The 21,185-nt window shown below is 63.8% G+C and carries 18 protein-coding genes and 2 pseudogenes; 8 read left to right on the top strand and 12 right to left on the bottom strand.

The genetic code is table 11. From position 1 onward, the window contains the following. Positions 1-24: 24 nt before the first annotated feature. Entirely contained in the window at positions 25-1,401 is a 1,377-nt protein-coding gene (locus tag HWW87_RS16890; RefSeq protein WP_175821240.1) for a PLP-dependent aminotransferase family protein, read from the bottom strand. 126 nt (positions 1,402-1,527) lie between these two features. Between HWW87_RS16890 and HWW87_RS16885 the strand changes: the two genes are divergently transcribed. Further along, a complete protein-coding gene (locus HWW87_RS16885; RefSeq protein ID WP_175821239.1) occupies positions 1,528-2,703 on the top strand; it encodes an aminotransferase class I/II-fold pyridoxal phosphate-dependent enzyme in 1,176 nt (391 codons plus the stop codon). A 103-nt stretch (positions 2,704-2,806) separates the two neighbouring features. Next, a complete protein-coding gene (locus HWW87_RS16880) occupies positions 2,807-3,538 on the top strand; it encodes an SDR family oxidoreductase (RefSeq protein WP_175821238.1) in 732 nt (243 codons plus the stop codon). Between the two features lie 110 nt (positions 3,539-3,648). Here the strand turns inward: HWW87_RS16880 and HWW87_RS16875 are convergent, their stop codons facing one another. From HWW87_RS16875 to HWW87_RS16845, 7 genes are all read right to left on the bottom strand, one after another. Beyond that, positions 3,649-4,956: a sensor histidine kinase gene (locus tag HWW87_RS16875; protein WP_244107272.1), complete on the bottom strand. Its 1,308-nt coding sequence runs from the start codon at positions 4,954-4,956 to the stop codon at positions 3,649-3,651. 37 nt (positions 4,957-4,993) lie between these two features. Next, positions 4,994-5,671 (bottom strand): response regulator transcription factor, encoded by a 678-nt coding sequence (locus HWW87_RS16870; RefSeq protein WP_175821503.1) that lies wholly within the window; start codon positions 5,669-5,671, stop codon positions 4,994-4,996. After that, a complete protein-coding gene (locus tag HWW87_RS16865; RefSeq protein ID WP_175821237.1) occupies positions 5,668-6,975 on the bottom strand; it encodes an MFS transporter in 1,308 nt (435 codons plus the stop codon). The genes HWW87_RS16870 and HWW87_RS16865 overlap by 4 nt, the downstream gene beginning before the upstream one ends. A gap of 93 nt (positions 6,976-7,068) precedes the next feature. After that, positions 7,069-8,058, bottom strand: coding sequence for a quinone oxidoreductase (locus HWW87_RS16860; protein WP_175821236.1), 990 nt, complete (start codon positions 8,056-8,058; stop codon positions 7,069-7,071). 50 nt (positions 8,059-8,108) lie between these two features. Continuing rightward, positions 8,109-9,107, bottom strand: coding sequence for an ABC transporter substrate-binding protein (locus HWW87_RS16855; protein ID WP_175821235.1), 999 nt, complete (start codon positions 9,105-9,107; stop codon positions 8,109-8,111). Positions 9,108-9,281: 174 nt separating this feature from the next. Next, positions 9,282-10,025, bottom strand: coding sequence for an SDR family oxidoreductase (locus HWW87_RS16850; RefSeq protein WP_175821234.1), 744 nt, complete (start codon positions 10,023-10,025; stop codon positions 9,282-9,284). A gap of 66 nt (positions 10,026-10,091) precedes the next feature. After that, positions 10,092-10,769: a DJ-1/PfpI family protein gene (locus tag HWW87_RS16845; protein WP_175821233.1), complete on the bottom strand. Its 678-nt coding sequence runs from the start codon at positions 10,767-10,769 to the stop codon at positions 10,092-10,094. A 74-nt stretch (positions 10,770-10,843) separates the two neighbouring features. Here HWW87_RS16845 and HWW87_RS16840 point away from each other — a divergent pair, with 74 nt between their 5' ends. Next, complete coding sequence (locus tag HWW87_RS16840; protein WP_175821232.1) at positions 10,844-11,005, top strand: hypothetical protein; 162 nt, start codon at positions 10,844-10,846, stop codon at positions 11,003-11,005. Between the two features lie 262 nt (positions 11,006-11,267). Here the strand turns inward: HWW87_RS16840 and HWW87_RS16835 are convergent, their stop codons facing one another. Then, complete coding sequence (locus tag HWW87_RS16835) at positions 11,268-12,227, bottom strand: aldo/keto reductase (protein WP_175821231.1); 960 nt, start codon at positions 12,225-12,227, stop codon at positions 11,268-11,270. 169 nt (positions 12,228-12,396) lie between these two features. Between HWW87_RS16835 and HWW87_RS16830 the strand changes: the two genes are divergently transcribed. The 5 genes from HWW87_RS16830 to HWW87_RS16810 all read left to right on the top strand — a co-directional run bounded on the left by HWW87_RS16830 (position 12,397) and on the right by HWW87_RS16810 (position 17,849). Continuing rightward, positions 12,397-13,299, top strand: a complete 903-nt coding sequence (locus tag HWW87_RS16830; RefSeq protein WP_175821230.1) for an AraC family transcriptional regulator — start codon at positions 12,397-12,399, stop codon at positions 13,297-13,299. A 170-nt stretch (positions 13,300-13,469) separates the two neighbouring features. After that, the gene (locus HWW87_RS16825) at positions 13,470-14,387 is read left to right on the top strand and encodes a LysR family transcriptional regulator (protein ID WP_175821229.1); all 918 of its coding nucleotides are present in this window, start codon (positions 13,470-13,472) and stop codon (positions 14,385-14,387) included. A 215-nt stretch (positions 14,388-14,602) separates the two neighbouring features. Then, positions 14,603-15,652, top strand: coding sequence for an Ldh family oxidoreductase (locus HWW87_RS16820; RefSeq protein WP_175821228.1), 1,050 nt, complete (start codon positions 14,603-14,605; stop codon positions 15,650-15,652). 140 nt (positions 15,653-15,792) lie between these two features. Beyond that, on the top strand, positions 15,793-17,073 hold the full coding sequence (locus HWW87_RS16815) for an MFS transporter (protein ID WP_175821502.1): 1,281 nt from the start codon (positions 15,793-15,795) through the stop codon (positions 17,071-17,073). 44 nt (positions 17,074-17,117) lie between these two features. After that, positions 17,118-17,849 (top strand): ABC transporter substrate-binding protein, encoded by a 732-nt coding sequence (locus tag HWW87_RS16810; protein ID WP_175821227.1) that lies wholly within the window; start codon positions 17,118-17,120, stop codon positions 17,847-17,849. A 33-nt stretch (positions 17,850-17,882) separates the two neighbouring features. Here HWW87_RS16810 and HWW87_RS16805 read toward each other — a convergent pair. From HWW87_RS16805 to HWW87_RS16795, 3 genes and pseudogenes are all read right to left on the bottom strand, one after another. Next, positions 17,883-18,308, bottom strand: a pseudogene (locus tag HWW87_RS16805) (MFS transporter); the annotation flags it as partial. 36 nt (positions 18,309-18,344) lie between these two features. Then, a pseudogene (locus tag HWW87_RS16800) lies at positions 18,345-19,151 on the bottom strand (aromatic ring-hydroxylating dioxygenase subunit alpha); the annotation flags it as partial. Positions 19,152-19,337: 186 nt separating this feature from the next. Then, positions 19,338-21,017, bottom strand: a complete 1,680-nt coding sequence (locus HWW87_RS16795; RefSeq protein WP_175821226.1) for a phage integrase family protein — start codon at positions 21,015-21,017, stop codon at positions 19,338-19,340. Between the last annotated feature and the right edge of the window lie 168 nt (positions 21,018-21,185).

The raw sequence follows: 21,185 nt of genomic DNA, 5'->3' as shown, positions 1-21,185 counted from the left end.
CAGCAAGGCAAGACCGCCGACGAGTCACCCTTCCCGGGTCAAGCATGAGACAGCGGGGCGTACCGACTGAAGGATGTCGCTCACTTTGTTCAAAGCCTCTTCGAGTGCGGGCAGCGGCGCCGCGCCGATGCACAAGCGTAGTCCGCTCGAAGCCGCGTCAGGATCCACCATGACTCGGGACGGCGTCGTGACGGTGACGCCTGCGCACATCGCGTGAGCGCGTTGCGCGTCGTCTCGTGTCAACGGAAGCCAGAGGTGAATCGCATCGGGATCGATGAGGCCCGCCGTCGTTTCGAGGATCGTGCTCGCCAGTGCGGTACGACGCCGAATCTCCGCGCGCATCGAACCGGCCATCAGATCGGCGGTGCCGTCCGTGAGCCATTGGGCCATGATCGCGCAGGAAAGCGGCGCGGCCATCATGCCCAACGCACGCAGCACGTTGACCGATTCCGCGACCAGGCCGTCCGGTGCGACCAGCGCGCCGATCCTCAGCCCCGGACTCAGCGTCTTGGACATGCCCGTCACGCAAAATGTCCGCTCCGGCGCGAAAGACGCAATGGACGGCAACGCGGAAGCCGGCGCCATCGCGTAGGTCTGGTCTTCGATGATCATGGCGTCGTAGGTACGACAGAGTTTCGCGACTTCGCGCCTGCGTCGGGCAGACATCGTGCGTGTGGTCGGATTGTGCAGCGTGGGGGTCAGGTAGACGACGGCGCGCTGATTCAAGGCCGAAAGCGTGCGCAAGGCAGCTTCGAGCGACTCGGTGCGCGCGCCGCCGTCATCAAGGTCGAGGCCGTGCAACCGGTAGCCCTGCTGGTGAGCAATCGTCACTGCGCCAGGATAAGTCAACGTCTCGGTGACCACGACCGTGCCGGGTTTGCACAGCACGGCCAGCGCAATGCAAAGTGCCTGCTGCGCGCCGTTGCAGAGCAAAATGTTCTGCGGCTGGGCGTGAATGCCGCCATCCGGCAGCCATTGCGCCATCTGCCGCCGATGCTCGTCGTGCCCGGCGGCCGGCCCGTAGCGCGACAGCAAGGTCGGGTCGACCTGACGCGAAATCGTGGCCAGCGTCTGCGCGAGCACCGGTTCGCTCAACATCGCAGGTGGCGTATTGACACTGAGATCGACCGTGTCGACGCGCCTGGCGTGCCTGAGCGCGACGAAGCATCCGCGGCCTGTTTCGATGCGGATCAGGCCGCGCCGTTCCAGAATCGCATATGCCCGCGTGACCGAGCCCAGCCCGATATGCAAGATGTCCGCGACGTCCCGTTGCGGCGGCAGGCGCGAACCCGTCGGGAGCTTGCCGCTCAGGATGTCGTCGGCGAGTGCGAGCATCAGTCGTTCCGACGGCGATTCGGACAGCTCGCTCAGACGAGACGTCCAGGGGGATTGAAGTCGCATGGCAAGGCTTCCGCTTGATCGGCGTGTGACGGATAAAACAAATAGTGTACCGTGACACTATTTCTCTTTACGCAAAGTGTCACCATACCTAGACTTTCCACTGACCGCTCTCTGTCAAGGAAAGAAATGAACCCCTCGCTCGATCGTCTGTCGCCGTCCACTGCGGCCATCCTTGCCGACCGCGACTATTCCGAAGCGCTCGGCATCTCCGCCGACCTGCATCAGTCGGTCGGCTATGTCTTTCTGAACGACGAACACAAGGCCGAGTTGACCCGTCCGTTGACCGGCATGAGCTATACGCGCCGCAACAACCCGACCAGCGCGCGCTTCGCCAAGGTCATGGCGCAACTGGAACGGGCGGAGACCGGTATGACCTTCGCATCCGGCGTCGGCGCAATTGCAACCACATTGACGGCGTTGACGAGCGCGGGCGATCACATCGTTGCGCAAACCAGCCAATTTGCGGAGACGACGCGTTTCATGGAAGGCGTGCTGGGCAAGTACGGCGTTCAAACGACGCGGGTCGACCAAACGTCCGCCGACGCGTTCGAGCGTGCCATCACCGCGCGTACCAAACTGATCTACATCGAAACGCCTTCCAATCCGTTGCTGCATCTGACGGACCTGAAGGCGATCGCGGACCTGGCGAAAGCGAAAGGGATCGTCACGGTGGCGGACAACACGCTGGCCACGCCGATCAACCAGCGGCCTCACGAATCCGGTATCGATATCGTGGTGCATAGCGTGACGAAATACATCGGCGGTCACAACGACCTGATGGCCGGCTGCATCACCGGATCGCGAGAACTCGTCGAACGTATCTGGGACACCAGCTATACCACCGGCGCCGTGGGTGCGCCGTTCAATACCTGGCTTTCGCTGCGCGGCATCCGGACACTCGCACTGCGGATGAAGCAGCACAATGCAAACGGTCAGGCGATTGCGACCTATCTCGAACAGCATCCGGCGGTGAAGGCGGTCTACTATCCAGGCCTGGCGTCGCATCCGCAGCACGAACTGGCAAAACACCAGATGAGCGGCTTCGGCGGCGTCGTGACGTTCGAGCTTCGGAACGGCTATGACGCGGCGCACCGCTTCATCGAGCGGCTGAAAATACCGACGCATTCGGGCGGGCTGGGCGGCGTCAACTCCACGGTCCTGCAACCTGCGTCGTTCTTCGGCAACCGGCTCTCCGAGGAACGGCTCGCGCAGATGGGGCTGAGTTTCGGCATGGTGCGGATCTGTTCAGGGATCGAAGAGACGACGGACCTGATTGCCGACATCGAACAGGCGCTGGGGTGAGAGCCGGATGGGCGCCAAGGCCCGGTTCGCAGACGAACGGTTAATGAAGCGTACGAGACGTCACAAGACGACGACTATCAAACAACCCAGGAAGGACTCGCTGATGACCCACTCCTCCCGAATCGCGCTTGTCACGGGCGCCAACAAGGGCATTGGACTGGAGATCGCGCGGCAACTTGGCGTGGCCGGAGTCTCCGTTATTCTCGGTGTGCGTGATGCGCAACGCGCACGCGTCGCCCTTGACGATCTGTCCTCACAAGGGCTCACCGCGCAAGCAGTGCTCCTCGACATCAATGACGAAGCGAGTATCGCCGCGGCAGCCGAAAGCATCCTGACGCAACACGGCAAGCTGGATATCCTCGTCAATAACGCGGGCATCGTCGACGCGGCTGACGGACCACCCAGCACGGCTTTACCGGACGCTGCGAGGCGCATACTGGAAACGAACTTCATTGGCACGCTGGCGGTCACGCAGGCGATGCTGCCCCTACTGCGCAAGTCGCCGGCCGCGCGAATCGTCAACTTGTCCAGTGCGCTCGGCTCACTCACGCTGAACGGCGATCCGGCCTCTCCCTACTATGCAGCGCGTCTGATCGGTTACAACGCGTCCAAAGCGGCGCTCAACATGCTCACCGTACAACTTGCGGAAGAACTGAAAGGGACCGCGATCGTGGTGAATTCGGTGAGTCCGGGATATGTAAAGACGGACCTCACCGGCCACAAAGGATTCCTGACCGCTGAAGAGGCAGCAAAGCTTCCAGTCAAGTATGCGCTGCTCGGCGAAGATGCCATTTCGGGCACCTTTGTCGGACCGAACGGGGCGACTCCGTGGTGATCGATCGCGCGAACGGAGCAGGCCTGCCATTCGACTGCAAGCGTTGATCCAATGCCCTTGGGGAAGGGTTTCCGACGTCGCGAGATGTCCCTTCCCACGAGCCGTGTCGCTCAAGTCCATAGCGTTACACGAATCCTCGTTCCCCGTCCCGGCGATGCCTCCGAGATCGAGATCGTTCCGCCATGCGCCCGGACGATCTCCCTTGCGATCGCAAGGCCGAGTCCGCTGCCCTCTTCTTCCGACAAGCGGAAAAACGGCTCGAACACACGCTCACGCAATGCGTCCGGAATACCCGGGCCTTCGTCGACGACATCGACATGAACCGCGTCATCCGCGCGATGCGTTTCGACGGTGACACGTGTACGCTCGGGCGAATATCGAATCGCGTTGTCGATCAGGTTCGACATCACGGCCGACAGGAGCGGCTCGCTGCCCGTCACGACAAGTGCATCGGCGAGCGAGACGGCCAGCTCGATATCGCGACGCCTCGCCGCAAGCGCGAGCTTTTCCACCGCTGCCGTGACGACTTCCTTCAGGTCGACGGCCTCACCCCCGAACGCGGTGTAATCGGCAGCTTCGGCCTGGGCGAGCATCAGCAACTGATTGATCAGCGCGACCATCGCGCGGCTGCTGTGATGCATCGCCGACAGTGTCTCGCGCACTTCGTCGAGCGTGTTCTGTCGGCGCGCGTATTGCAGTTGCGATCCCAGCAGCGTCAGCGGCGTACGGATCTGGTGTGCGGCATCGGCGATGAAGCGTCGCTGCGTCGCCGTCTGACGCTCGATCACGTCCAGCGATGCGTTGAAAGCCGCCACCATCGGCTCCAGTTCGGCGTGTAGATCCGTCGAGTCGACGCGCGCCCGGCTTCGCAGCGGATCGACCAGCTGGCCGCGAGCCAGCTTTTCGAGCGGCCGCAATTCAAACGCGAGACCCGCGCATATCAGCATCATCGCGACCGCGATGCTGCCGACGATATACATGAGCTGCGGCTTCCACAGCGAAGTGATCAACGCATCGCGTGCGACGAGCGTACGCCCCACCGACACGACTACTTCAATCGTGCGACCCTCGTCGAACATCGGGCGCGTGAGCGAGACGGCGCGAATCGGAAGCCCGGAGACGCGCGCGTCATACCACTGCGGCGAACCGCTCGGACGTGTGCGCGGAAACTCGGATGTGCCCGCGACCATCGCGCCCCCGCCGCTTTCCACGCGATAGAACACCTGATCGCCCTCCGGCGTGCCGACAATCTGGATCGTGCTGGGGGATACCGAGACGAGCAGCGCGTGGCCATTCCAGCGCACGTCGGCCGCCATGACGCGTGCGGCCGCGAGCAACGCCTCATCCTGAAGCAGATCCGCCGTGCGGCGCGCATTCGCATACGTGATCCATGCGGTCATCAGGCCGAACGCGGTCATCGGCACGATCAGCCAGAGCAGCAGTCGCGCGCGCAGGCTACGTCTGCTGCTCTTCATGTTCGAGCAGATAACCGAGCCCGCGCAGTGTGATGATTGCGGCCGTGCTCTTTTCGAGCTTCTTCCGGAGTCTCGAGATATAGATCTCGATTGCGTCGCCGCTCGGCGGCGCATCGCGGTCGTCGACGGCTTTCGCAAGCAGCGACTTCGACACCGTGCGGCCGGTTTGCAGGATCAGCGTCTCGAGCACGGCGTGTTCGCGCGGCGTGAGCGTCATCATGTCGGCACCCACGGAAAACTGCCGCCGGTCGATGTCGTACAGCAACGTGCCGCAGCGAATCCGGTTGGAGCGCACTGGCGCATGGCGTCGCGCCAGTACCTTAATGCGCGCGACCAGTTCGCGATCGTCGAAGGGTTTGACGACGTAGTCGTCCGCGCCGTCGCTCAGGCAAATGACCTTTTCGCCGATATCGCCCGTGGCGGTCAGGACCAGCACGGGCGTATCGTCGGTGTCGCCGCGCATCCGTCGCAGCACGGCCTTGCCCGACATGCCGGGCAGATTGAGGTCGAGCAGCACAACGTCGTAGCGCATGTCGGAGAGAGACGCCAAGGCCGCTTCGCCGTCAGGCACGTGATCGACGAGGAAGCCCTCGTCGATCAGCGTTTTCGCGAGCCAGTGCGCCAGTTTGCGGTTATCTTCGACAAGCAGGAGCTTCATCGTTCCGGGACGCATTGCAGCCGGTGGCTGTTGCGGGTCATAGGTGACCGGTAGAGTACCAGCGTTGCCACCGCGCCGCACAGCGCGGCGGCGCCCATCCATGCACCTGGCGCGGCCTTGTCTCCGGTGAAATGGATCAGGGATGTCGAGATGGCCGGCGTAAAGCCGCCCACCAGGGTCGCAAGACTGTAGGCCATGGAGAACCCCGTCGTGCGCACATGCGCCGGCATCAACTCGGTCAGCGCGACGACCATCGCACCGTTGTACCACGCATAGAGTACGGAGAGCCACAGATCCACCAGCAGCAGGCGCTCGAACGACGGCGCGGCGACGAGCCAGCGCATGGCCGGATACGAAGTCAGGATCGTCACTACGGTGAAAGCCAGCAGGACGGGCCGACGCCCGACACGATCCGACACGGCGCCCGAAATCGGCAGCCAGACGAGGTTCGACACGCCCACACATACGGTCACGACCAGCGATTCGATCGACGACAGATGCAGCACGGTTTTGCCGAACGTGGGCGTATACGTGGTGATCAGATAGAACGACGCCGTGGTCATCACGACGAGGCCCATTCCCGCGAAAATCAGCCCGGCGTTCTGCGCCATCGACAGCATGATCTCGCCCATGCGCGGATGATGCTTGCGGGTGGCGAACGCGTCCGTCTCGCGCAGCGTGCGGCGTATCAGGAACAGGAACGGCACGATCAGGCAGCCGATCAGGAACGGAATGCGCCATCCCCAGATGCCGATACTGGCGGGCGGCAGCGTCTGGTTCAGCAATACGCCGAGCGATGCAGCGAAGATCACCGCCACCTGCTGGCTGCCCGACTGCCATGAGCAGAAGAAACCGCGCTTGCCGGGCGGGGCGATCTCGGCGAGATAGACCGACACGCCGCCAAGTTCGACGCCGGCGGAAAAACCCTGCAGCAAGCGTCCGAACAGCACCATCATCGGCGCGGCCAGTCCGATCGACGCATAGCCCGGCACGAAGGCCACGCAGGCCGTGCCGATGGCCATGAGCGCCAGCGACAGGACGAGCCCTTTGCGGCGCCCGTGACGATCCACGTAGGCACCCAGCACGAGTGCCCCGACAGGACGCATGACGAAGCCCGCGCCGAATACCGAAAGCGCAAGGAGCAACGAGACGAATTCGCTCTCCGCCGGGAAGAACGTGCGCGCGATGGCACCTGCGTAGTAGGCGTAGACGGTGAAGTCGTACATCTCCAGAAAATTGCCGCTGACCACGCGGAATACCGCGCGAAACAGCGATTCGGGACGGCTTGAGGCATCGTGCTTCATGAGTTCCTCTGAGGCTGAGGGACGAGTTGCGTCACCGGTGACGCATGCGCATCGCCGGACCGGAGTCTGCGTCGTGTGAATGCTCGGCGGGGACTACCCGATGTCCATCACCGCCTTGCCCGACTGGCGGCGTTCCTCGAGGGCGGCATGCGCTTCCTCGACGTTGTCGAGCGTGTAGCGTCCGTTGATTTCGATGCGTAACGCGCCCTGCGCGATGGCGGCGAACACGTCGTCGGCGCGGCGCTGCACGGTGATCGCGTCAGCGAGATGATCGGCGAGACGCGGACGCGTCAGGAACAGCGAGCCGGCTTCGCCCAGTTCGTACGGATCGAGGTCGCGCATCGGGCCTGTCACCGAGCCGTAGTTGACGACTAGCCCGCGTACCCGGGTCGCGCGGAAGCTGTCGCGCAACGTGGTCTTGCCGACGGCATCGAACACCACGTCCACGCCCCGGCCATCGGTCAGTTCGCGGATGCGATCCGCGAAGCCGCCGTTCTCGTAGAGCAGCACGTGATCCGCCCCGCGCGTGCGCGCGATCGCGGCCTTGTCCGCCGTGCTTGTCGTCGCAAACACTTCGACGCCGCGCCGCTTCGCCAACTGCACCAGCAATTGGCCGATACCGCCCGAGGCCGCATGGACGAGGCAGGTCATGCCGGCTTCGAGCTTCGCGACGTCGTCGAGCAGATAATGCGCGGTCGAGCCTTGAAAGATCGCTGCTGCGGCGAGATCGTACGGAATGTCGTCCGGGATGCGTGCAAGCCGCGCGGCAGGGACGACTGCATACTGAGCGTACGCGCCCCAGGCGATGCACCACGCGACGCGATCGCCGGTGCGCACGGAGGTGACGCCCGCCCCCACCTCCACGACCTCTCCCGCTCCCTCCATGCCCAGGGTGCACGGAATCCGCACGGGATAGGTGCGCGAATCGCGGTACTTCCCCTGTCGCGTATGAACGTCCATGAAGTTGATGCCGGCCGCAACCACACGCACCAGCACTTCGCCCACGCCGGGCTTTGGCACGTCGATATCCACCCGACGCAGCACTTCGGGGCCGCCGTATTCATGAATCTGAATGGCTCGCATGAGCATGTCTCCTTCGTTTGATCATGTCTGAACGAAATGCGCGTCTTGTCTTATCGGAGCGCATCGACGAAACGGTTGGTCCACGTGCGCGTCAGGTCAACGTGGTGCGGCATGACATCGGCATCGACGTCGGCGACGATCGCGAGCACGGTCTGCGGCGCATCGGGCGGCATGCGCCCGGTGGACGAAAATGCCGACTTCATGATGGTCAGCGCCTTGTGGTACGTGCCGCGGTCGCCGCCCTTGAGCGATTCGGGCACCGCCGCTTCGATATCGGCCTCGTCGTGCGTCCTGATAAAATCCAGTGCGGCCTGCACTGCACGCACGAGACGCGCGGTCTCGTCGGGATGGGCGTCGATCCATTCCCTGCGCATGTAGATGCATGCGCCAACGTACGAGCCACCCAGTCGCGCACGCGTGTCCGCCACACTGCGCAGGTCGACGAGTGGTCGCACCACGGCGCGGGCCAACAGACGCGTCGCCGTCGGCTCCTCCGTCATACCCACATCGATATCGCCCGAAGTCATCGCCCGCTCGAATGCAGGCTCGGCCGCGAGCGGTATCACCGTGTAGGCGTCGGACGCAAGACCCGCGCGCTTCGCGAGATAGCGGGTCAGCACATAGGTTGACGAACCAAAACCGGTCACGCCCAGCCTGCGCCCTCTCGTGTCGGTCATCGTCCGGATGCCGTTGGCGGCGCTCGCCAATTCGATGACGCCCGCCGATTGTCCGAGCACGATCACCGATTGCACATCCATCCCTCGACTCTGAAGCGCGACGACGTGATCGTAGTAGCCGACCGCGCCCTCGATCGCGCCCGCGACGAGTTCAGTCGACACATCGATACCCGACGGCAACGACATGATCCGCACATCGAGCCCTTCCCGACGAAAATAGCCGAGCCGGTCTGCAAGGATCACCGGTAGATAGATCAGCTTGGCGGCACCGCCGGTCATCAGGCGGAGGGGTTGCGCGGGCGCTGCCTGGGCCGCGCATAGCACGAGCAGGCACACGAGCGCACGGGACAACAGTCTTGCACCAAGCGACATCGAAAGGCTCCTGAGCATAGGCAAACGCCTCGGACGGCCGGCGTCACACTGTCAGGCAGTATAGAAAAACGCGCCCTTCTGAATGCTTTCTGTTCCGGGCGTGATTTCTACGTAGTTTCCCGGCATGAGGCTTCAACCGCGTGCGCACACCTTGCGCATGGAGGCATTCCTCCGTCAGATCTGCGAGATGCCGCCGTCGACGACCAGTTCGGCGCCCAGCATGTATCGCGATGCATCGCTCGCCAGAAAAAGTACCGCTTCGGCGATTTCGTTCGCCTGGCCAATCCGGCCCAGCGGCACCTGCGATGCCATCTGCTCCTTGAAGGCTGCCAACTGTTCCGGCGTGCGGTGACTACTGATCAGCGGTGTGTCGATGCTACCGGGACTGATCGCGTTGACGCGAATCGCGCGATCAAGGAGTTCACGCGACCAGCTGCGTGCCAGCGAACGAACGGCTGCCTTCGATGCGGCGAGCAGCGAGATACCCGGCCGGCCGACATGAATGATGAAGGAGGTCGTCAGGATCACCGACGCGCCTTCATTCAGGACCGGAGAGACGGCCTGCATCGAGAAGAAAACGCCCTTCACGTTGGTATTCATCATCTCGTCATAGCGACGTTCGTCCGTCGTGGCGAGCGGTGTTCCATAAGCGATGCCGGCATTGGCGAAGAAGATGTCAAGTCCTCCAAAGCGCTCGCCGATACGATGGCTCGCGGCCTGCATGTCCGCGATCGAATTCGCATCGGCGGCGAGAACCATGGCGTCGTTGCCGAGCATCCTTTGAACTTGATCGAATTTGCTCGTGTCGCGTCCGGTGACGGCGACACGTGCGCCTTCGCTGACGAACAATTTTGCCGTTGCAAGGCCAATGCCGCTGGTGCCGCCGGTGATCAGTGCGGTCTTTCCTGCAAGTCTCATACATTCATCCTCGATGTATTGACGCCGGATAGCGTCGGGAAAGCACGGTGAGCGGCAGATCGCGCGCTAGGCGCGGGAATGTTCGGCGACCGCCCCGATACGCCCTTCGGCGTCCGCGAGCGTGCGCGCCATTCGGCTGACAACCGCCTCGCGGATGTGTGACGGCGCGGCTTCGGGCAGCCCCGCATTGAAGGGCGGCTCGGGCGCATATTCCAGCAGGAGTTGAATCGACTGGGCGGTATCCGCACCGCGTAATTCTGCGACCAGTGCCAGCGCAAAGTCGATTCCCGCCGTGACGCCGCCACCCGTGATGACGTTGTCGTCTCGAACGACGCGCCCGTCATCGGGCGTCGCACCGAAGAGCGTCAGCATATGGCGCCACGCCCAGTGACAGGCTGCCCGACGACCCGTCAGAAGTCCTGCCGCGGCAAGGATGAGCGACCCCGTGCAGACAGACGTCACATGCTCCGAGAGAGCGCCGAGCCTCCGGACGGTCGCCAGGAAGCGCTTGTTTTCGATTGCGGGGACGCAACCCGCGCCCCCGGGAACGCACAGGATGTCGCATCGCTCGATTGCTTCGAAATCGGCGAGCGCGGCGAAGGTCAGCCCGTGCGACTGGATTGGCACGCCGTCGAGCGACGCGACGATGATATCGGTATCCGGAAGCATGCTCAGAACCTGATGCGGCCCGGTGAAATCGAGGTGCGTTACACCCTCGTAGAGCGGGATGACTACCGTGGTCATGTGCGCTTTCCTTTGGCTTTGAAGTAGCATTCATGGTGGCGCTAGCGACACATCGCGTAAAGGACGTAGATCCCTTGAAATTCGCCATCGTGCACACCATCGGCTTCTTCGTTCATCCCGGCCACCCGATCCTCGATCTGGCCGGTCCCTCCGGCGCTTTTGAGTCGATCGAGAAAATCACGGGCCGCCCGTTCTACGCTCTCGAAGTTTTGTCTCGCGCCAGCGGACTGGTGTAAGGAAGCGAGGGCCGCCGGTGGCAACGTGCCCGGCCAATACGGCGGAGGTGGAGACGCTCCTCGTCGTCGACGGCAATACGGCACTGATGCTTCAGCAGGCCGGGGTTGAAGCCGTCATCGGCCTGGCTCAACGGACCGACCGCGTGGCGAGTGTCTGCACCGGCGCTTTTCCTGGCAGAGGCAGGTCTGCTCGACGGCAGGCGCGCGATCACGCGCCGGGACCTGGCCGGAACCGCGGTCCGAGGACCGGGGCAACGAAGCTTCAAACTCGCATCTCTTGTTCCCACCAGCCGCGGGTGTTCACGTCAGCAGCGTCGGCGAGCGCCTCGAGCTCGGCGATTTCATCAGCGGCAAGCGTGATGCTGCTGGCTCGAACCAGACCATGGACATGATCGGGCCGGGTCACACCGACGATCGGCGTCGTTCCCTTGGCGATGGCCCAGGCCGTCGCGACATCGGGCGCTGCTGCCCCGCGCTTCCGACCGATCGCGGCGAGCGTGTCCGTCAGCGCTTTCAGCCGAGGCAGCATGCGATTGTAGGTCTGCGCTCGGTTGCTGCCTTCCGGCAAAGGATGCGCCGGACCGTACTTGCCGCTCAGCGCGCCCTGCTCGAGCACCATATAGGCGAAGAACGGGATGCCGCGATCGCGGCAATAGTCGAGGATGCCGGCGCGTTCGGAATCGCGGTAAAGGAGACTGTAGTGGTTCTGGATCGCTTCGACCCGAAACCCGGCTTCGCCGAGAATCCGGTCCGCCTGTTCGATTTCGCTCAGGTTGTGATTGGAGACGCCGACGTGCTTGATCTTCCCGCTCTCGAGCAACGGAATCAGGTGCGGCGTCCATCGCGCCACATCGGCCGGATTGTGGATCCAGTAGAGGTCGATGTAATCCGTACCGAGGCGGGCCAGACTCTGCTCCAGCATGTCCGCCACCGGATCGGCGCCGGCTCCCGCGGCCTGCGGGGTGAATTTCGTGGAAAGCTGGTAGTCGCTGCGCGCGAAGCGCTTCAGCACTTCGCCGAGTACGGTCTCTGAACGGCCCATGCCGTACACCATGGCGGTGTCCCAGAGGTTGAATCCGGCCGCATGGGCCTTGTCGGCGACCGCTTCCAGGCCAGCCTGGGTCAGGCTACTGCCGAAGTAGCCGGCGCCAGCCTCGCCGCTGTCGCCCCACGCCCACGTGCCCAGTGCGATCGTGGGAGTCTTCGGATTGTCGGTTGTCATGTTCGCTCCATATTCGTTTGGCGACCGGGTTTGCCATGCCCCGGCTGCCGCTCATACTGTGATGCGCGGCGGCGCCGAACCGTTAGCCTGATATCCCGAAATAGCTGCACGATCCTCCAGAAACAGGCTCGCGTTGCAGCCCTTCCGCGCGCATGCGATAGTCGGACATATGGAAACATTGACCGAAATCGCTTCCGTGATGGCCCGGCACGTCTCGACGGATGGCTTCCTGGCCACTCCGATCGAGCGGATGACGCTCGTTCGATCCTCCACGGTGACGATGCCGATGCCGAATGTTTACCGGCCGCAACTCTGTCTCGTCGCGCAGGGGCGCAAAGAGGTCACGCTGGGCGACCGCGTCCTCAAATACGCACCGGGGCGCTATGGGGTCGTGACCTACGATCTGCCGGCAACAGGCCGCGTGGTCGACGCGACGCCTGACAAGCCCTACCTGTGCATGTACCTCGATTTCGATCCGGTCATGCTGGGGGACTTGGCGCTGCGCGTGCCACCGCCGCCGCCGGAAGCGCCATCCCCGCCCATCGGCAAGACAGTGTCCGACGCCGGCACCGATCTGCTCGACGCGGCGCTACGCCTGCTGCGACTGCTCGACAATCCGACAGCGCTGCCCGTGCTCGCGCCGCTTGCCGAGCAGGAAATCCTCTATCACCTGCTCGCCGGTCACGACGGCGCCAGGATGCGCCACATTACGGCCAGCCAGGGCCGGCTGGCTCAGGTCGGTCGCGCCATCGCATGGCTCGGCAAGCATTTCAGGGAACGGTTCAGCGTCGAGCGGCTTGCCGCGGAAGCAGGCATGAGCCCGTCGAGCCTGCACGAGCATTTTCGCGCCGTGACGGCGATGACGCCGCTGCAGTTTCAGAAGCAACTCAGGCTGCAGAACGCGCGCAGCCTGATGCTGGTCCACGACATCGACGTCACGACCGCTGCCTTCCGCGTGGGTTACGAGAGCCCGTCGCAGTTCAGTCGCGAATATCGCCGCCACTTTGGAGAATCGCCGGCACGCGACATCACTCGCTTGCGCGCATCAGCGAATTTGGCAAGGGTCACTTGAGCTGGCCGCCTGGCCGACGTCGCTGCGTGCCGCGCACCGAGCAGAATGGGAATGGCGCGCCGCAAAGCAGGACGATCGCGCCGGCGCATTCGTGTGTCACACGCACGAATTGACAGCTCCCATCGGCACGCCGAAACTGAGCATCCCTTTCCATCGCTGTGGTCATCGGAATGAATTTCGAGATCTCGGACTTGCGAGCCTTCGTGGCGACGGCCGACCTCGGCAGCTTTCGCGCGGCGGCCGACACACTGCATCTGTCGGCGTCAGCGCTGTCGCGCCGGATAGAAAAACTCGAAGAGGTGCTGGGCGTCAGACTGTTCGAGCGAACCACACGGAAGATGGACCTGACGATCGTCGGTCGCGGGTTTCTCGAGCGCGCTCACCGCATCCTCAACGAGGTCGACAACTCGATGCTCGAGTTCGACGATCTTGCACGCAAGATGACCGGCGAACTCACGGTCGCGTGCGTGCCGTCGGCGGTGCGCTACTTCCTGCCGGAAACCATCGCGACCTATCATCAGCGCTACCCGGGCATTCGCCTGCGTCTCATCGACGAGCCGTCGTCGATGGTTTTTCTCGCCGTTGCGCGTGGGGAAGCCGATTTTGGCCTGACTTACGTCGGTACGGAAGAGCCGGACATCGAATTCACGCCGCTGCTCGATGACCCTTTCGTTCTCGCTTGCCCGCGCAGTCATCCGCTCGCAAAACGCAAATCCGTCGCGTGGGCGGAGCTCGCCAGCCTCGAGTATTTGGCCATTGCACAAGGCAGCGGCAATCGCGCGGTCATAGACGAGGCGCTGGCAGGCGTCGCCGAGCGGCCCAAATGGTTCTGCGAGGTACGCCATGTGCCCGCTCTCGTGAGTCTGATCGAAGCAGGCCTGGGTGTCGGTGTCGTGCCTCGGCTCGCGATGCCCCGCGGCCCGCACAAGGTACTTGCCAGCGTCGCGCTCGTCGATCCGCCGATCCGGCGAACGCTGGGTGTCATCCAGCGGCGCGGCCGCGGGTTGTCCTCCGCGGGCCGCTTCTTCCTTCAGCTGTTGACGGAGATGCGTGCACCCGGTGTGCCGCCCGCAAGCGCGGCCGCTTAGGCGAAGCGCCGGCCCTCGGCTGCGGGCGGCACGGCAAAACCTTCACAGGCATCCGGTGGTTGGGTTTGATTCGTGCGCATGGCGCACCAATCGAACGAAAATATGCGTTTGTTGCGTGAACCGCTCCTGCACGATCATGTGCGAAACGCAAGCAGCGTGCGATGCGCAGCCGCTTGAACCGCACGGTTTTCAAATCGAAGGAGACAACGCGTTCCATGACCCAGCCCACTCTCACCCACGGCATCGTCAGCAAGGCACATCTGACCGAGCTGACCATCGAAGCACTCTGCGCACTCGGCCTGACGCGCGCCGATGCGACCGACACCGCCACGATCCTCGTGCTTGCCGATCTGTTCGGTCTGCGTACGCACGGTACGAGCCGTATCGAATCGTACGGCTCGCGCCTGCGCATCGGCGGCATCAATCCCGCACCCTCGATCACTACCGAACAGGTGGCGCCGGCGCTTCACCGCCTCGACGGCGACAACGGCATCGGCCCGCTCGTCGGCCATCGCGCACTCGATCTGGCGATGACGGCCGCACGCGAACAGGGCATTGCCTGTGTGTTCGTGCGCGGCAGCAATCACTTCGGCCCCGTCTCCCCCTATTCGTACCTCGCCGCGATGCAGGGCTTCGCCAGCATCATCGGCAGTAACGCGACGACGACGATTGCGCCGTGGGGCGGCACCGACGCTCGCCTGGGCAACAGTCCCGTCGGCTTTGGCGTCCCGAACCCGAATGGTCGTCCGTTCATGCTCGACATGGCGATCAGCGTCGCGGCACGGGCGAAGATTCGCAACGCGCTCAAGCGCGGCGAACCGATTCCCGGCGACTGGGCAACCGACGCGCAAGGCAAACCGACCACCGATCCGAAAGCCGCGCTGGATGGCTTCCTGCTGCCGATCGGCGGCCACAAGGGCTACGGCCTCGCACTGGTGGTCGACTTGTTCGCGGGACTGCTTTCCGGCGCGGCGTATCTCACGCACGTCAAGTCGTGGGAAGACGATCCTGAACAACCGCAGAATCTCGGCCACTTCTTCATTCTGATCGATACGACCCGACTCGGCAGCACCGAGTGGCTCGCCAAACATATGACCGACTATGCGGCGATCCTGCACGGCTCTACACCCGCGGATCCGGATGCGCCCGTGATCGTGCCCGGCGAGATCGAACTCGGTCGCCTGGAACGCCAGATGGCGGAAGGCATCGATATCGGCGCGGCACAGCTCGCGATGCTGGAAGCGACCGCCCGTCCGCGGCGCTGAACGCCTCGTTCGCGAGCGTGGCCCGCCACGCTCGCACCGCTCCGAACGCACGGCGCGGCAGTGAACCGACAAGCGACGGACCGGATAGCACGTTCGAGCGCCCGGCCGTCAAGCACATAACAAGCTCCAAGGAGCGACAGGTGACAAACATTCGATGGCGCATCGTCCTGCTGCTGTTCATCGCAGGCTTCATCAATTATCTCGACCGTGCGGCGCTGTCCGTCGCCGCACCCGCCGTCATGCGGGAACTGCATATGTCGCCGAGCAGCCTCGGGCTGCTGTTCTCGACGTTCTTCATCGGCTACGCGGCATTCAATTTCATCGGTGGATGGGCGGCGGATCGCTGGGGTGGCAAGCGCGTCTTCTCCGCGGCCGTCCTGACCTGGTCGTTGCTATGCGGCGCGACCGGCCTTGCCAGCGGCTTCGGATCGCTGCTGGCCGTCCGCACCCTGTTCGGCATGGCCGAAGGCCCGCTCGCGACGACGATCAACAAGATCGTGAACAACTGGTTTCCGCACAAGGAGTCGGCGACCGCATTCGGCTTCGCGAATTGCGGCCTGCCGCTGGGCGGTGCGGTTGCAGGGCCGGTAGTCGGCCTGCTGACGGCCGCTTACGGCTGGCACGTCGCGTTCGCCGGAATCGCGTGTTTCGGCTTGCTCTGGCTGGTGTTCTGGGTGTTCATGGCGACCGACAAGCCGCACCAGCATGCACGCGTATCCGATGACGAACGCCGGCTGATCGAATCTGACCGAAGCGTCCCGGAAAGCCCTGCGGACCTGCGGCCCCTCGGCTTCTACCTCAAGCAGCCCGCGATTCTGGCGGCGATGATTTCGTACTTCGGTTACAGCTACATCCTGTTTTTCTTTCTCACCTGGTTCCCGACCTTTCTGACGATGGACCGTCATCTGAGCCTGAAAAGCATGAGTCTCGCGACGGTGCTGCCCTGGCTGCTGGGGTTCATCGGCTACGGACTGAGCGGCGTGTTGTCCGATCTGATCTTTCGCCGCACGGGCAACGCACTGCTGGCGCGCAAGCGAGTATTGATCGCCTGTCTCGGCACGGCAGGCGTGTGCGTCACGCTGGCCGGCGCCGTGACCACGACGCTCGGTGCGCTGCTGTTGATGGCCATTGCCGTGTTTGCCCTTTATCTGAGCGGCAGCGCCTATTGGGCGCTGATTCAGGACACGATCCCCGGCCCGAAACTCGGCAGTGTCGGCGGATGCGTACACGCGATCGCCAACTGCGCGGGCATCGTCGGCCCGGCTGCAACCGGCTTTCTCGTGCAGGAAAGCCATACATTCTTCAGCGCGTTCTTTCTCGCGGGCGGTATTGCGCTGGCCAGCGTGCTGGCCGTCGCGATACTGCTGAGGCCCCGAGCGCTCACGCAACGCGAGTCGAGCGATGCGCGGGTCTGTGGCTGAAGACCCGTGCCCACCCATGAATTTCTGTTCTTCACGCTATCAACATGAAACCCGACCCATCCGTCATTCGCGCATTCACACCTGCCGGCAAGCTGCGGGCATCGATCAATCTCGGGAATCCCGTTCTCGCAGGCAAGGACCTGTCCGGCGCCCCGACCGGTGTTTCGGTGGATCTGGCGCGCGCCTTTGCCGCAACGCTCGGCGTGGCGCTTGAACTGGTGGTGTTCGATACGGCGGGCAAGTCCGTGCAGGCGGTCAGCGACGAGCGGGCGGACATTGGCTTCTTCGCCATCGATCCACGACGAGGCGAGACCATCGCGTTTACCGATCCGTACGTTTTGATCGAAGGCTATTACATGGTACGAGACGGATCATCGATTCGCGATAACGACGATGTCGACCAGCCGTCGATCCGCGTCGCAGTTGGCGAGGGAAGCGCTTACGATTTGTTCCTGACGCGCGAGTTGAAGCATGCGCGGATCGTGCGGGCACCGTCATCTCCGACCGTCGTCCGAACGTTCCTCGATGAGGGCCTGGAAGTCGCCGCGGGCGTCAAGCAACAGATCGAGGCGGACGCACGTCAGGCGCCTGGCCTGCGTTTGCTCGACGAGCGATTCATGGTGATCCGTCAGGCGATGGGTTTGCCGAAGCGTCGCGGTACGGCGGCGGCCGAGACGTTGCGGGCCTTTGTCGAGGAAGCGAAGGCATCCGGGTTCGTCGCCGAGGCACTCGCGCGGCACAAGATTACCGGCACCTCGGTTGCGCCCGCTGCGTAGGCCGATGCTGCCCATGCGTCGTCGGCTTGGGCGTCAGTCCGAAACGCGCGCGGCCGATCGCGTCCGCGCCGCGCCGAGGGCGACGATCGTGCCACCCAGTATCGCCATGCCGATCGACGTCAGCGTCACGACGAGTGCCACGCGCCCGTGGCCGGAGAAGAGCCCGACGAGCAGCCCGGCAAGCGGCTGCGTCGCGTTGTTCAGCAGGACGATGACGCCCGTCGTCTTGCCGTAGTCCCGAGGGGGGATGATCGCCTGCCGCGCGCTGCGGATGTACACGTTGAACATCTTGTCGAAACCGACGACCATCAGGAAACCGGCGACGTACATCGCGATCGAACCCGACAGGACCATCACGAGGCCGCCAGCCGCGATCGCAACGAATGCGACGATGCCGAGCCGCACGCGCGATACCTCGATACGCGCGACGAACAACAGGATCACGACCGTCGCGACGGCACGTCTTCATGTCTTCCGTCATTTTTTGCTCCCGCCTCAATAGCCCATCAGCTTCTGGTAGCCGACCCAGAACTTGCGGATCAGGCTCTCGGTGATCACCGTGTCCTGCTGGTCCGGATTGCCGCGCGACATCTCGATCACCGACGTCGCGTCGGCATCGCGCACCGTGCCGCGCTGCACGAGCTCGGTCGCTTCCGTGTCTTCCATCGAGATGTAGCCGGCCGGCCCGACGAGGTTCGCCTGCTTGATGCGCAGCGCGCGCAGCTCGGGCGTGTCGTCCGCATAACCGAAGAAGTGGAAGATCAGCTCGAAGTTGTCAGGGCCCTTCGGCAAGATCTGCCGCGCGACCAGCGTGTTGTGGATCTGCTGGATCACGAGCTGCGGGAAGATCGGCTGGATATGGTTCGTGCAGTCCTCGTCGTATTCCGACACGAGATCGAGGATCGATTCGTCTTCCAGATGGAAGCCCTCGTCGAATGAACGGATGTTCTGCTGCTTGTACGCGGCCGACGTATCGTCGTTCGTCTTCGTCACCGTGATGATGCTGTGCAGCCCGTGATTCGCGTCCGGAATCGAGCGCGCCTTCATCCCGACGCGGAAGATGTTGAAGGTCGTATGGAACAGGTGCAGCATGCTCGCGTGATACGGGTCCTTCACGTTCTCCATGTACAGCTTCCAGTTCGACTTCGAATACTGGCGCGTGCAGCCGAGATACTCGATCGGCTTGTGGAAGATCCGGTCGATCCACGGCCGCATCTGCTCGCCGAGATACTCGGGCAGCGGCGCGACCTCGTCGCTGAAGGTCGCGAACACGAGCCTGCGATAGCTGTCGACGCGCAGCTTGGACCTATCCGCCATTTTGTGGGCGGGGCAATGGAATGGACGCCTCCCACCCCGTGAGTTGCGGAGGTGGCAACAATGAGGAAAGGGAAAGGTAGCAGGGGGATGAACAAGGTAAGCGCAATTTCCTATCATAAGCCCCGAAGTTATGAAAATTCTTGCGCTTATTCGTGAATCGACATAAAGGAGCTATCGCTTGAGGTCGCGTGCGGCGAACGCCTGATCGAACTGGCGGGCTCGCTGCACTTCGTCGCTGTGCAGATAGGTTGACGTCGTCGAGATCGACGAATGGCGCAGATTGTCACGCACCATGATTAGCTCGGCGCCTCGGGCCAGCGCATGTGACGCGTGCGTGTGCCGCATCCAGTGCGGGCTTGCGCGGCGCAACTTCTCGGCTGTCGCGGGCCGCTCGTCCTGGATCGCATCTGCGACCAGTACGAAGAACCGCCTAAGCACGCGCCAAAGCCTTGTGCTTTCGATGTGCGCGCCGTCCCCCTCGAGACTCGCGACGAGCGGCGTCGCCGGATTCCAGCGCGCGGGCGTGACCGGCAGGCCCCGCTGCACGAGAAACTGGTCGAGTGCCGTCCGCGCAAGCGGTGGCAATGCCACCTTGCCGTGCTTGCCACCCTTGCCGAGCACGTGCAGCCAGTGATCACCTTGCTCGTCCCGGCGAATGTCGGCAAGCGTCGCGCCGACCAGTTCGCTCGCGCGCAGGCCGGTCGCATAGCCGAAGTCGAGCAGAAACCGCAAGCGCTGGGCGGCCAGCACGCTCCAGCCATAAGACCATTCGAGGCCATCGGCTAGCGTGCGGATCAGCAACCACTCGCCCTCCGAGAAGCCCCGCGACACGTCCAATCCCGCGCGTGGTGCATGGCTCTTGACCTTGACGCCGGCGAATGGATTCGCTAGCACGTAGCGCTGCTCGACCAGCCAGCGAAACAGCGCTGACAGGACGTTCAGTGCGTATGCTGCTGATCGGGCAGAGAGCGCGCCGGTGAACGGCCGCCATTCGATACTGTGCCGAGGGCGCGACGGCCCGACCCAACGCTCGCGCGGTGTGGCCCGGCGCAGAAATGTCCGGTACGCGATCGCATCGTCAGTGGTGAGCGACGACAGCGCGCGGCCGCGCTCGACGATCGCCCACAGGATCAGGCGCTCAGCTTCTTTACGGTAGGAGCGTTGCGTGGCGGCCGATTCGTGCAGTGACAGCCAAGATTGGATCGCCTCGTAATCGTTGGACGCATTCAGCAGGCAGGCGGCCTGCGGTGCGCGGAACTGCCCGCGCGAGCCATCGACTTCGTGCGGCACGCGCAACTTCTCCCACGGCACGATGTCGCCGGCCGTCGCTGCGACGATCAACGCCCGCGCCCGTTCGGTCAGCGCCGGATGGGCAGCAAAAAACGCCTCCACGCGGCGTGCGCCAGTGACGCCGAGTCCGGCGATCGCTGTCCACCAGCGGCGCCGGCGCGGAATCCGCACGGTCAGATCGGCGAGCGTCCGGATGCCATGCGCCCGCAGGGCGGCCACAGCGCGCGGCGGCAACCACCGGTCGATCTCGTCGGCAATGCGCGGCGCCGGTGCTGGCAGATAGCGCAAAGTTTCGATCGCGCGCACAGCGGTGTCGGCCGACGTGGGGCTCCTTTCGCGGAATACCTCCGCCAGATCGTTTCGATGGCGGCTTGCCGCGTATGCGACCAATGCACGCCGGATGCGACCGAGCACGCTGCGCGCGGATGCCCCTAGCGCCTTGCGGTTGCCCAGATAGCGTGCGACGGCCGCTCGCGCGTCGAGCCCGGCGTACCAGGCGCGCAGCGCGGCCAGTTCGGCGTCGTCGGGAAACGTGACGGGTTCGGTCTCGCGCGTTTTCATGGTCGCCAGTTTAGATCAAAAATAGTGACAGGCAGATAATAGTATTTATCAGTCTAGCCCGTATTCCGTGCACCCCAAACCGTGCCCAGAGCAGCCCGGTCTCGCTCTCCGGTCAGCTCGTGAGGCATGACCTACGGGGCGGCAGCAGACGTTAAGGGTTATTCGATG

Origin of the sequence: Burkholderia sp. BCC0419 (assembly GCF_902830285.1) — a bacterium.
Lineage (GTDB): Bacteria > Pseudomonadota > Gammaproteobacteria > Burkholderiales > Burkholderiaceae > Burkholderia.
Note: the sequence above shows the minus strand (reverse complement) of the source record. Positions and strands in the feature narration are given on the sequence as shown.

Excerpts from the sequence above, each read along its gene's own strand:
- HWW87_RS16890 (WP_175821240.1), bottom strand. The coding sequence starts at position 1,401 with ATGCGACTTCAATCCCCCTGGACGTCTCGTCTGAGCGAGCTGTCCGAA.
- HWW87_RS16885 (WP_175821239.1), top strand. The coding sequence starts at position 1,528 with ATGAACCCCTCGCTCGATCGTCTGTCGCCGTCCACTGCGGCCATCCTT.
- HWW87_RS16880 (WP_175821238.1), top strand. The coding sequence starts at position 2,807 with ATGACCCACTCCTCCCGAATCGCGCTTGTCACGGGCGCCAACAAGGGC.
- HWW87_RS16875 (WP_244107272.1), bottom strand. The coding sequence starts at position 4,956 with ATGACCGCGTTCGGCCTGATGACCGCATGGATCACGTATGCGAATGCG.
- HWW87_RS16870 (WP_175821503.1), bottom strand. The coding sequence starts at position 5,671 with ATGAAGCTCCTGCTTGTCGAAGATAACCGCAAACTGGCGCACTGGCTC.
- HWW87_RS16865 (WP_175821237.1), bottom strand. The coding sequence starts at position 6,975 with ATGAAGCACGATGCCTCAAGCCGTCCCGAATCGCTGTTTCGCGCGGTA.
- HWW87_RS16860 (WP_175821236.1), bottom strand. The coding sequence starts at position 8,058 with ATGCGAGCCATTCAGATTCATGAATACGGCGGCCCCGAAGTGCTGCGT.
- HWW87_RS16855 (WP_175821235.1), bottom strand. The coding sequence starts at position 9,107 with ATGTCGCTTGGTGCAAGACTGTTGTCCCGTGCGCTCGTGTGCCTGCTC.
- HWW87_RS16850 (WP_175821234.1), bottom strand. The coding sequence starts at position 10,025 with ATGAGACTTGCAGGAAAGACCGCACTGATCACCGGCGGCACCAGCGGC.
- HWW87_RS16845 (WP_175821233.1), bottom strand. The coding sequence starts at position 10,769 with ATGACCACGGTAGTCATCCCGCTCTACGAGGGTGTAACGCACCTCGAT.
- HWW87_RS16835 (WP_175821231.1), bottom strand. The coding sequence starts at position 12,227 with ATGACAACCGACAATCCGAAGACTCCCACGATCGCACTGGGCACGTGG.
- HWW87_RS16830 (WP_175821230.1), top strand. The coding sequence starts at position 12,397 with ATGGAAACATTGACCGAAATCGCTTCCGTGATGGCCCGGCACGTCTCG.
- HWW87_RS16825 (WP_175821229.1), top strand. The coding sequence starts at position 13,470 with ATGAATTTCGAGATCTCGGACTTGCGAGCCTTCGTGGCGACGGCCGAC.
- HWW87_RS16820 (WP_175821228.1), top strand. The coding sequence starts at position 14,603 with ATGACCCAGCCCACTCTCACCCACGGCATCGTCAGCAAGGCACATCTG.
- HWW87_RS16810 (WP_175821227.1), top strand. The coding sequence starts at position 17,118 with ATGAAACCCGACCCATCCGTCATTCGCGCATTCACACCTGCCGGCAAG.
- HWW87_RS16795 (WP_175821226.1), bottom strand. The coding sequence starts at position 21,017 with ATGAAAACGCGCGAGACCGAACCCGTCACGTTTCCCGACGACGCCGAA.